This is a genomic window from Sedimentibacter saalensis, assembly GCF_007830175.1.
GTDB lineage: Bacteria > Bacillota > Clostridia > Tissierellales > Sedimentibacteraceae > Sedimentibacter > Sedimentibacter saalensis.
On record NZ_VLKH01000013.1, the window covers coordinates 90,850 to 102,838 of the forward strand.

The following is an 11,989-nucleotide window of genomic DNA, read 5'->3' on the forward strand; positions in this document are numbered from 1 at the left end:
AATTAACATAGGTATTTACAGTAGGGTATCCCTCCATAAACATTTTGCAAACTTATATTTCAATTCAAGTAATATTTTAACGCTCAGTCCAGCATGTCTTTTATTCTTGCGTTGTTTTCATCATCGTCGACGTTTACTATAATAACATCCATGCCAACTTTTAGTATTTCTTCCCACTTTATTTTTCGTGATTTTGATTTTCCCAGCATACCCATGAACTTGCTTGCTTCTTCTATATAAAATGCTGAAATTTTTCCTGCCCTTGTGTCTATTTCCACATCGTCAAATCTGCCTAAAACTTCACCGTTTTTGATATTAACAACATCTTTTTCAATCATGTCCCAGTAGTTAGTCATAGATTCACCCCTTCACAGCATATATTACAAGGTATGTCCGATTGTACAAAATATTCCAAAAATTCACTGTTCATTAGAATTTCAGAATAAATAGTCACAAATTAAGAATTAAGAGTGAAGAGTGAAGAATTAAAAGAAGGAACGCCTACGCGTTCCAACATTAATTCATAATTATTAATTCTTAACTCTTAATTTTTATTAACTGTTTCACCTGAACCCTTTTTTCAATTGTGTCAGCGCTGATTTTTCCAGACGGGACACCTGGGCCTGAGATATTCCTATTTCTTCGGCTACTTCCATTTGAGTCTTTCCTTTATAAAAACGCATGTCGACTATTTGCCTTTCTCTTTCTGACAAATTGCTTATGCTGTCTTCTAAAGTAATTTTTTCAATCCATCTTTCGTCTATGTTTTTTTCATCCTTGACCTGATCTACAACGTAAAGAGCATCTCCTCCGTCATTGTAAATGGGTTCAAACAACGATACAGGCTCTTGAATGGACTCTAAAGCAAATATGATTTCTTCTTTGTCAACGCCAATTTCATTTGCTATTTCAGCTATTGTAGGCTCCTGAGAATTAACTGCTGTAAGTCTTTCTCTTACTTGCAGAGCTTTGTAGGCTGTATCCTTCATAGACCTTGACACCCTGATTGAATTGTTGTCTCTCAGATACCTTCTGATTTCCCCTATAATCATAGGCACAGCATATGTAGAAAACTTAACGTCAAGAGACAAGTCAAAATTATCAATTGCTTTTATAAGACCAACGCATCCGATTTGAAACAAATCATCAACTGGCTCGTTTTTCGAATTAAATCTTTGAATCACGCTTAGCACTAGCCTTAAATTGCCATTTATAAACTGTTCTCTTAGCTCATTGTCGCCTTCTTGGATTTTCTTTATCATACCTCTCATTTCTGATGTTTTTATTGTAGGCAATTGAGAAGTATTAACGCCACATATAACTACTTTGTTTATCATCGTCGTTTTTCCCCTTATAAAAAATTATCCCCCTTTAAAATTATTACCGTGTATATGCTTTTTATACAGCCTTGTTTATTTCCTTTTTTAGTCTGCTCAGTATCTTTTTCTCAAGGCGTGATATGTAGGATTGAGAGATTCCAAGCATGTCAGCAACTTCCTTCTGAGTGAAGCTTCTTGAATTGTTGAGGCCAAACCTGAGTTTCATAATCATGTATTCCCTTTTGTTAAGTTTTTTTATGGACTCATTGAGAAGCGTCAAATCAACTTCATTTTCCATGTCTTTAAAAACAATGTCTTCCTCTGTTCCCAAAATATCAGACAGCAAAAGTTCATTTCCGTCCCAGTCAATGTTCAGTGGTTCATCCAGTGAAATTTCCGTCTTTGCCTTACCAACGCGCCTTAAGTGCATCAAGATTTCATTTTCAATGCACTTTGATGCATATGTTGCAAGCTTAATATTCTTTTCAACTTTAAATGTGTTGACAGCTTTTATGAGTCCGATAGTTCCAATTGAAATTAAATCCTCCACATTTATGCCTGTGGATTCAAATTTCTTGGCAAGGTACACCACAAGCCTAAGATTGTGTTCAATGAGAATTGCTTTTGCATCATCCGAATCCTTTAGCCTGTTGATTACTTCTCTTTCTTCATCCTGAGACAAAGGGGCAGGAAGAGTGTCACTTCCGCCAATATAAAATATATCCTTGTCAGAACCAAACTTCTCTATGATAAAGTTAAGTATTTTATTATAAAAATCTTTAACATGATTTAACATACTCATTATTTGTTTCCCTCTCCAATTCTAGCAATTTTTTAAACAGCAGCGCATCATAGTCATCCTTCTTGTTTATTCTTCCGGGATAAATTCCTATTACTGCATCTGTCTTGACAATATTATTTTTATCATCTGTTATTTCAATATTATCAGGCACCAGGCAAATCATATTTTCGCCTATGCTGCTTATGGTGTTGTATTTAACAATCCTGAGATTAACATCGCTCTTCATGTTTAGCAGATTTTCGTAACTGTTTTTTCCATTCTTGCAGCAGATTAGTATTTCCTCATACAGTTCTTTGCTTAAAAGGTTCTTAATGCATTCCATATTTGCAACTATTACAGGTTTCCCGCTCATTGGTTCTGTAAGCTCGTTTCCAGTATCAATGTACGCCCTCAGTATTTTGCTTTTGTTGTTGACTGTTATTTCCACATTTCTCATATAATTATGTTTCTCAAATTTGGCTTTTATTTCTTTAAAAAAGAAATGCAACGCTGCATAGCCCATAAAAATTGAGCATACAATTGCATTAACAGTCAACTTGTCATAGTCCAGATAGTACAAAGCGGTTATAATCCCAACCATCAACAGTGATGTGATGTAGAAGACTATTATGGTTCTTAAATTTGCTGCAATTCCTTTGGAATCATAAGCAATCATTACCATTAAAACCGAAACGCTGAACTTGACTATGAAATATGTCATAAATTCTCTGCCTATATATGCAGTCAAAATTACATACACTGCACCAAGAACAGATGAAATGATCAACCTCCTGTATATAATTGTTTTTTTTAAGAGTTTTCCTGTTATGAAAAGCAATATGAAATCAATCAAAAAATTTTCAGCGAAGATATATTCAACGTAATAAACCATCTCCACCTCGCAAAATGTAATAATATGATTGTCATAAATACACACTGCGTCAGTATTTTTGAGAAATCACATTATTCATTATAAAATACACTTTTAAAATATTTTGTCATAACATGTAATCAAAAATAAAAAAAAACGCGGAATAAATCCCGCGAAAAATGTCAATATTGCCAATGCGTAGGGGCGGATTACTGTCCGCCCGTTGTTATTGATTCAATAATTTTTATATGCGGGAGAACAGTAGTTCTCCCCTACAATCTGGAATTCCGATACATCGCCAAATATCAATGTTTCTAATGCGTAGGGGCGGATTACTGTCCGCCCGCTGTTATTAGCTCAAATAAAATCCGCACATAATGATTCTATTATTTAAACTTTTCAGCCATTTCTTCCATGGTTTTTTTATTTTCAAATCCCTGAATAAGGTCTACAGTCTGTGAGGTGTCACCGATTAGTATTCCTCCAGCAAGTATCCCTTCCTTGAAATACAGCTTCTTGTAATTTTTGCCTTCATTTTTTTCAAATGTCATGTATTCAGCATTAGGATCAGAACCTATGTCACCTATTGAAAATACGCTTGAACCAAAGGCATTTAAAGTTGTGGAAGGAATTATTGTTTCATATTCGCTTCTTCCGCCTAAGACATTGATTCCTGCTGCTTTTCCCTGCTCAATTGCTTCACTCCATAACGCGTAGTTTATGCCGTTGTATTCAGCGCAGTCTCCGCATGCATATATGTCTTTTGCAGCTGTTTCCATTTTGCTGTTAACAACAATGGCCCTTTTAATTTCAATGCCTGTTCCTTCTGCAATTTTGGTGTTGGCTTTGACTCCAGTAGATACTATTACAACTTCTGCCTCCACCGTTTCACCGTTGTCCAGTAGTATTCCCTTAACTTTGTCATCGCCTAAAATTTCCTTTGTTCCTACACCTTTTAAAAATGTAACACCTGAATTTTCAACTATTTCTTCAAGTATTTTTGAAGCATCACCGTCAAGCTGACGAGGAAGAATCCTGTCTGCCATTTCAATTACAGTAACCTTAAGTCCTAAATTCTTTAACTCATTGGCTGCTTCAAGTCCTAAAACACCGCCGCCAATTACAGCTCCTGTTTTCTTGCCTTTTGAATATTCTTTTATGTCATTGCCGTCCTTGGCATATCTCAGTGTAAATACCCCCTGCTTATCTCTTCCTGCAAAAGGAGGCACAAACACTTCTGCTCCTGATGCAACTATGAGTTTAGTGTATTCAATCTTTTCTCCGCTTTCAAGTGTTACAGTTTTATTTTCTGAATCAATTGATGTAACTACTTTGTCAAGCATGAGATTAACCTTGTTTTCCTGAAGCCACTTGTCATCCTTTATAATCATCGATTCAACTGTTACTGTATCGTTTGACAGCATTTTAGAAAGCTGCGGCCTGTAGTATCCCTTAACACTCTCCTTAGAGATAATTGTAATGTCGCTTATTTTGTTTCTTTTCCTTATTTCAACACAAGCTGCCATTCCAGCACCGCTTGCACCTATGATGACTATTTTTTCATTTATGTCAGCATAATTTTCTTCTGAACCTTCATCATCAACCTTTACAAAATATTCCGGGCCCACGCCGCATACAGGACATGCTTCAGGCGGATTTGTTCCTTCTATAATTTCACCGCATACGGTACATTTCCATCTGAAAGTTTTTTGTTCATCACCGGCAACTGCTGCTTCATTTACCTTTGTTGATTGAACTTTAAGTTCTTCTTGAACCTTTTCAAAATTTTCAGGTCCAACGCCGCACACAGGACACTTTGCAGGAGGCTCTTCACCTTCAACAACTGCTCCGCATACAATACATTTCCACTTTGTTTGAGTTTCTTTTTTTGCACTTGGATCAACAGCATATGCAAATTCTACGCCGAAATTGTATGCTTCTTTTATTTGTTCCTCAGAAGGTTTAAATCGAATTCTCAGGCCTTCACCAAAAGGCTTCAGTCTTATTTGCTTAATTCTTTGCATGATGTTTGGAACCGCTTCTCCGCTCCAGCCATATGAACCAAAAGCAGATGCATATTTTCCTTTGTAAATAGGAGCATACATTTTAATTAGAATACTCCATATGGGCTCTAATGCTTCTCCCACCATTGTAGGTGAACCAAACAGCACACCGTCTGCCCAGTATATTCTATCAAGCACTTTCTTTTCATCTTCATAAACCATATCATATAGTTCAGTCTTGATACCTGACTCTGAAATACCTTTTGCAATTTCTTCAGCCATTGATTTTGTGTAGCCATATGCTGAAACATATGGAATTACAACCAATTTTCCTTCAAATGGCTTCTTTTCTGTTGAATATTGTTTGGAAAGATTGATAATTTTCCATGGATCTTCATCAAGGACAGGACCGTGTCCTGTGCAGACCATATCTATGTCAAGATTTTCAATTCTTTCAATTGCCTGAAGATAAAAAGATTTAAAAGGAGCAAGAATATTATCAAAATAATATTTGAAAGCACCCATGTAATCATCTTTGTTAATAACGGTGCTCTGCAAAACCGTATCCAGAGAATAATGAGCTCCGAAAGCATCACATGTGAACAATGTCTTGTCTTCCTTCAAATAAGAAAACATTGAATCAGGCCAGTGCAGGAACTTTGCATCAATGAATTTAAACGTCTTGTCCCCCAGTGACAATTCATCTCCATCCTTAACTGCAATGGATTTAAACTGAGTATTGCTTATGTGATTCATGAATTCAATTGCTTGTTTTGAACCAACAACCTGAATGTCAGGGTTCATTTTAACAAGATTTTCAATTGAGCCCGAGTGGTCAGGTTCTGTATGATTTACTATTATGTAATCCACATCTTGTGCTGATATATTTAATTCCTTTAACTTTTCCAGATAATCATCAAAACACTTCAATTTAACTGTTTCAATCAGCGCAATTTTTTCGCTGCCTTTCACAACATATGAATTGTATGATGTGCCGAACTCGGTGCGCATAATTATATCAAACACCTCAAGTTCAGGATCAAGGCTCCCCACCCAATAAATATTATCTTTCAATTTTAATGATTTCATTTTTCCTCCTCTTAACATTAAAGTTTCGCCAATTTTAATTATACCCCTCATTTATGAATTCAAACTCACATCTTGACGAATACTGATTAATTCTTGTTATTATTTTAACCTCTTTTAACCTAAATGTAAACATTTTCCATAACCATCAAGCAAAAAAGGCATAAAAATAAGCGGAGATTTTATGCTCCGCTTATGACTATGACTGATTTTCTTTTTCTTCCAGCAATTCACCTCTTACAACTAATCTATCTGTGTATGTACCGATGGGAGTACATGTAATCATTGTTATAATAGAATCTGATGTTTTATCTAATACCCATGTATCCTCCGGCTTCACTACAAATGATTCATAAATTACATAAGTATAAATATTTTCATCTTTTTTTATAACAACTCTGTCTCCTGCTTCCAATTTATCAAGCTTTCTAAAAAAATGCCCATATACGTAATTTCTGTGTCCCAGCAATACACTATTGCCATCTTCGCCTGGCTGTACTGTTCCGGGATAATGTCCAACTGCATATTTTAATGCACTGTCATCAGTACCTTCCAGTATTGCAGCACTTACATTGATTTTGGGTATTTCAATAATACCGCTGATTTCTTTATTTTCAAATAGTTTTACAAGATCAGGCTTTGAGTTTTCAACACCTTCAGGTTCTGCAATATTGTTTTCTTCAGAGTTATCAATTTCTTTTGCTTCTTCGGTTTCAGGCACCAGCAAGTTAGCCTCAAGAATATCATCATCTGTTTCAACAAGTACATCATCTATTAATTCTTCAATTTCATTTGTACCCTGATTTTTAAGCGTACTAATATATTCATCATATTCATTCATTAATTTGTTTTGATAATATATGGTATTCACTTTTTGATACAGTGCAATTCCAATTATTATTAAGCCTGCTGTTATCAAAATCCGTGATAAATATTTTCTCATAAAAATCATCCTTTTTAAATAGGAGGAACTTTAACGTTCCTCCTTATTGCTATTGTTAACCTTGAACTTTATTTTTCTTATTTATGATTATACCCGCTATTATCATAAATAACCCAATAGCAGCTAAAATCCATGTATTAAATACCGATCCTGTATCTGGAAGTGTTCCTTTAGGAACAGCACTTTCCTCTATTGTTTCATCTTCAACAGGAACATCCGGGCTAGATGGCTCATCCGGCACCTGTAATATTTCCCCTCTTGGAACATCCGGGTCTTCTATTGGAACTAAGTCCTCTTCTTCATCTTCGCCGTCATCGTCATCTTCATCATCTTCATCTTCATCATCGTCCGGATCACTAGCTCTTGTTACTGTTACAGATACATTAGCTGAAGCTGTGACTTCATTTTCATCATCATCAACAGCTTTTGCCACAACTGTATTTGGATAAGTTCCTATTTCTGTATAAATCTTTGTACCTGTCATGGCAATAGTTGATTCACCAGGTTCGAGATTTACATCATCAGGTAATTTTATTTTACCTATTACATTATCTTCAACGCTTGTAACAGTCACCGGTACTGTTCCTATGTTTTTTACTATATATGTGTATGTGAACTGTCCTCCAGGCACTGCCATACTTGTTGGATTGGCTGTCTTTGTCACTGATATAATCGGTTTTGTATCTGTTACGGTTACTGTAGCACTAGCTGTGTTGGTGACTTCGTCTTCACCATTGACAGCTTTGACAGTTACAATGTTTGTATAAACTCCATCATCTGTGTAAGTGTGCTTGCCTGTCATTGCTGCTGTTGATTCTCCAGGTGCAAGTTCAACATCTGATGGCAATGTTATCACTCCAATTACATCATCGATTACACTCGTTACTGTAACAGGTATATTACCATTATTTTTTACAACATACGTATATGTGAACTCTCCACCAGGCTCTGCCATAACAATAGGGTCTGCTGTCTTTGTTACTATAATACTTGCATCAGAATTTGTTACTGTTACAGAAGCAACTGCTGTTGCTGTGGCTTCATTTTCGTCATCGTCTTCAGCTTTTGCTGTTACTGTATTAGAATAAGTACCTGGTTCAGTGTAAGTTTTAACTCCTGTCATGGCTGTTGTTGATTCACCGGGAGCAAGTTCTACGTCTGCCGGCAATGTTATGGTTCCTATTACATTATCTTCTACGCTTGTTACTGTCACCGGCACAATGCCATTATTTTTAACCACATAAGTATATGTGAACACTCCGCCTGATTTTGGCAGACTTGTTGGATTTGCAACCTTTGTCACTGTGATACTTGGTAATGTATCTGTCACAGTTACTTCAGCAGAATCTGTATCAGTGATTGTATTATTTTTATTATCCTTTGCTGTTGCAATTACTGTATTTGTATACACTCCATCGTCTGTGTACGTATGTTTGGCTGTCATAGCTGCTGTTGATTCACCGGGAGCAAGTTCTACATCTGCAGGAAGTTCAATGGGACCTATTATATCATCCACAACACTTGTCAATGTTACCGGAACCGTTCCAATATTCTTAACAACATATGTGTACGTAAACTCTCCACCAGGCTCAGCCATTGTCAACGGACTGGCTGTTTTAGTTACTTCAATTTTTCCGTATACAGTCTCTGGCCCATCCTTAATCTGAAGTTGATTGTCTTGTGACCTGCTGCCTTTCCATTCTGAGCTGTACGGTCCAAGCTTGTTGTGATAAGGTGAACCGTTAATTTCGCTTGCACCCATACCAAGACCCCAGCCTTCTGGCCCTTCAACACCCATAGCAATGTGAGAAGCATATATAATCATTACTTCATCAGCATCACCTTCCCAACTGACTGTAAAACCAAGAGTGCTGTCTTTATTCAAATCTCCGTCCAACTGGTTATTCATGGTTATTGAAGCATCCGTTAATGGTTTGTTGGAATAAATATAAATCCTTCGTTCTCCGTTAGTATCCTCGAATGCATCTTCCTTTTCTGTAGCATAATTGTTTGTAGGTATAGGAATATACGTTACATTATCATTAAGTCTTTCTATGTCTTCTTCATCAATGTCATACCATATCCATCCTTCATCCCAAGTGTGACCGGATGTTGATTCTGCCTGATCATAACCTACAATAAAGTCATAGGCATACTTTCCGCCTTTTGTAAACTGGTATTCGAAATCAACATAGTGTATTCCACTGCCTGTGGTAATATCATTCAATATAAGACGTTGTGGGACAGATCTGCCTTCTGTATATGTAGAATTGTTTCGGTTAAGATCTCCGTTTATCCATTTTTGATTGCCAGATTCATCTGCAAACTGTTTCCAATTTGAAGTCGTTGCCTGAGCTGTCAATGGTATTCCCAGCGTTATAAGCATTACAGATAATACTATCGCTAATATTCTTTTGTGGGTATTGATTTTTCTCATAATTTTCTCCTTTCCAAATTTGAAAATCCCAATAAAATTGTTGCCTTGTTCTTTTAAACAAAAGCTAAAGATACATTTTCTTCTCCCATTATTTCTAAAATAAAAAAGCTGCAAAATAATTCTATAATTAATTTGCAGCTGAACTATCATAGTAGTTTCATACTTTAGACTTCATAGCTTTGCGTCACTATTTTTCAATAGTTTTGCCAATATTAAATTGTATTTAATTTATACCACAAAAAAGCAACTGTAAACATTTTAAAAAATATTTCCCTTATTAATATGTTTTGTAAATAAATATGTTAATTTATAGAATATATTCTTTATTCTACATAATTTCAAATTTAACTACAATATCTGTAAATTCAACAAAAAAAACAACCACCATTAGTGGTTGTTTTTTTTGTTATGCTTACGGCCAAACTTTATTAGCCTTTAATCCTGTCCAGAGTTCATCTCCGTCTTCTTCATAAATATAATTGTGACTGTTTGTTGCTTCCATTACAGCTTCGAAGTACCACTTGTCACTTGTGCTATCCGGCCAGAACATAGCATCTGGATGTATATTTTCTTCCGGAACTAATCTTTCCAATACATTGTTAATCAATGTCATTGCTTCAGCTCTTGTAATATCTTGTTCAGGTTTAAATGTTAAATCTGGATAACCTTTAATCCATCCCTTGATTTCAGAAGATGTTATATACTTCTCTGCCCAATGACCAAATATGTCTGTGAACTTACTTGTACTGCCTAGCTCGAGTTTATCGAACTTAGCAGCAATAGTTGCAAATTCTGCTCTGCTAATAGGATCTGACGGCTTAAATGTTCCATCAGGATAGCCTTTGATTATACCAGCATTGTACAATGTTGATATTGCACGATTTGACCATCCATGATTTTCTAAATCCGTAAATGGATTAGAATCGCTTAACAAATTGTTTCTGCTTTCATCTGTCAGCAGTCTGTAGAAAATCATTGCCACTTCTTCCCTGGTTATATTGTTAAGAGGTCTAACATCTCCCTCTGGATAACCAATTACGTACGCAAAGTGATCTAATTTTTCAAGGTCTGCCAACGGTACTTGTGGATCAGGAATATCTTCATCGTCGTCATCGTCATCGTCATCCCCGTTGTAACTCCACTGTGCATAAAGAGTTACGTCGTTAGCCGGCATATCGAATGTATTACGTTCGACATTGCCAGGATAATAAGATGTTCCGCTTCCGTTTGATTCTGTATTCCATCCTATAAATGTGTAATTGTATCTTGTAAATGTGTTACCTAGTACTGTTACCTTCTCACCATATTTATATGGATTGAGGTTATCAGTCATGGTATCTGTTGTTGTAAAATTTGCATTGTAGAATACATCATGATTTTGAATTATGTTTTCAATTAAAACATAATAATCATCTTCATATTCATGAACAAAAGTATCGTAACCTACAACCTTTACTTCATCAACGCCATAATTGATTGGAACTCCATTACTATCAAATTTTGGGAGATTTTCAAACACGTGTTCAGTGTCACCATTTTCAAGAGTAACAGAAGTAATTATAGCTTCCCCTACCCACAAATTGATAATAATGTTCGGTCTAGTTACTTTGTCTTGCATGATACTCATTTCCTGAGTCGGTTCATATACTTCATCAATCCAATACTTTTGTACAAATATATCTACAGTTTCAGTGTTTGTTATTGTATAGCTTCCATTTTCATTCTTAATTACTTTTGAAATATAACCATCAATTTCAACTTCTTCAACTGTGTATTGAATTTCATTGCCTTGATCATCATACTTTGGAACCACAAAGCTATCTGTCCATTCAGGTTCATTCAATGTTAAGCTGTCTATTAATTGTTCTCCACTCATCAGATTAACTACCACGCCATTGCTTTCATACGGCACTTCACCTATCCATACCTTATTTACAGGTATTTCAATAGTTATTCTTGAATAAAGCACATTAATCACATTGCCTGACACCTGGATTACATATGGTACTGTTCCCTGTTGAACTCCTGAATGATATCCTGTTGGCTGATGTTTATTTAATTGTTCTTCTGTCAATGTTATTCCTGATAAGAATGTTACATTGTATACTGATTCTGTTTCTAAGAAGTTTACATCATCGGTATTAGTAACATTATCCTTATAGTAGTTGATTGTGTAGCTCAAGTCTGTTCTCAACTCATAATACAGTTTCAATATTGTTGTTCCGTTCGGTACTTCCACTACCGCTGATGTTACTCCGTCTACTGCTCCGCTAACATATGTCCAGCCTGGGTAACTATTTTCATAAGTATCGTCATATACTGTCACTCCAGTATTTGCACTGTCTGTTTCTGTATATGTCGGTGTTGCTGGATATGTTGTTCCATCTGAATTTTGCAGATAATGTTCTACCGTAAAATCAACACTATCCACTGTGTAATATAGTTTCAATTTTGTTGTTCCGTTCGGTGCTTCCACTACCGCTGATGTTAATCCGTCTACTGCTCCGCTAACATATGTCCAGCCTGGGTAACTATTTTCATAAGTATCG

At 35.8% G+C, this 11,989-nt stretch carries 8 protein-coding genes and 1 riboswitch; all 8 genes read right to left on the reverse strand.

Annotated features, from left to right (window positions below; genetic code table 11):
- Positions 1-83: 83 nt before the first annotated feature.
- Positions 84-356, reverse strand: coding sequence for a YlmC/YmxH family sporulation protein (locus LY60_RS16675; RefSeq protein ID WP_019227358.1), 273 nt, complete (start codon positions 354-356; stop codon positions 84-86).
- Between the two features lie 207 nt (positions 357-563).
- The gene (sigG, locus tag LY60_RS16680; protein WP_019227359.1) at positions 564-1,337 is read right to left on the reverse strand and encodes an RNA polymerase sporulation sigma factor SigG; all 774 of its coding nucleotides are present in this window, start codon (positions 1,335-1,337) and stop codon (positions 564-566) included.
- A gap of 61 nt (positions 1,338-1,398) precedes the next feature.
- Positions 1,399-2,121 carry an RNA polymerase sporulation sigma factor SigE gene (gene sigE, locus LY60_RS16685; protein WP_019227360.1) on the reverse strand — a complete coding sequence of 241 codons (723 nt, stop codon included), beginning with the start codon at positions 2,119-2,121 and terminating at the stop codon, positions 1,399-1,401.
- Positions 2,099-2,992 carry a sigma-E processing peptidase SpoIIGA gene (locus LY60_RS16690; protein ID WP_145086534.1) on the reverse strand — a complete coding sequence of 298 codons (894 nt, stop codon included), beginning with the start codon at positions 2,990-2,992 and terminating at the stop codon, positions 2,099-2,101. The genes sigE and LY60_RS16690 overlap by 23 nt, the downstream gene beginning before the upstream one ends.
- 365 nt (positions 2,993-3,357) lie before the next feature.
- Positions 3,358-6,063 (reverse strand): FAD-dependent oxidoreductase, encoded by a 2,706-nt coding sequence (locus tag LY60_RS16695; RefSeq protein WP_170226282.1) that lies wholly within the window; start codon positions 6,061-6,063, stop codon positions 3,358-3,360.
- 196 nt (positions 6,064-6,259) lie between these two features.
- The gene (locus LY60_RS16700) at positions 6,260-7,003 is read right to left on the reverse strand and encodes a class D sortase (protein ID WP_170226283.1); all 744 of its coding nucleotides are present in this window, start codon (positions 7,001-7,003) and stop codon (positions 6,260-6,262) included.
- A 55-nt stretch (positions 7,004-7,058) separates the two neighbouring features.
- The gene (locus LY60_RS16705; protein WP_145086544.1) at positions 7,059-9,440 is read right to left on the reverse strand and encodes a DUF7507 domain-containing protein; all 2,382 of its coding nucleotides are present in this window, start codon (positions 9,438-9,440) and stop codon (positions 7,059-7,061) included.
- A 130-nt stretch (positions 9,441-9,570) separates the two neighbouring features.
- Positions 9,571-9,658: riboswitch (cyclic di-GMP riboswitch) on the reverse strand.
- A 194-nt stretch (positions 9,659-9,852) separates the two neighbouring features.
- The coding region (locus tag LY60_RS16710; protein WP_145086547.1) for an S-layer homology domain-containing protein at positions 9,853-11,989 on the reverse strand (2,137 nt) is incomplete at its 5' end.

Excerpts from the sequence above, each read along its gene's own strand:
- LY60_RS16675 (WP_019227358.1), bottom strand. The coding sequence starts at position 356 with ATGACTAACTACTGGGACATGATTGAAAAAGATGTTGTTAATATCAAA.
- sigE (WP_019227360.1), bottom strand. The coding sequence starts at position 2,121 with ATGAGTATGTTAAATCATGTTAAAGATTTTTATAATAAAATACTTAAC.
- LY60_RS16695 (WP_170226282.1), bottom strand. The coding sequence starts at position 6,063 with ATGAAATCATTAAAATTGAAAGATAATATTTATTGGGTGGGGAGCCTT.
- LY60_RS16690 (WP_145086534.1), bottom strand. The coding sequence starts at position 2,992 with ATGGTTTATTACGTTGAATATATCTTCGCTGAAAATTTTTTGATTGAT.
- LY60_RS16705 (WP_145086544.1), bottom strand. The coding sequence starts at position 9,440 with ATGAGAAAAATCAATACCCACAAAAGAATATTAGCGATAGTATTATCT.
- LY60_RS16700 (WP_170226283.1), bottom strand. The coding sequence starts at position 7,003 with ATGAGAAAATATTTATCACGGATTTTGATAACAGCAGGCTTAATAATA.
- sigG (WP_019227359.1), bottom strand. The coding sequence starts at position 1,337 with ATGATAAACAAAGTAGTTATATGTGGCGTTAATACTTCTCAATTGCCT.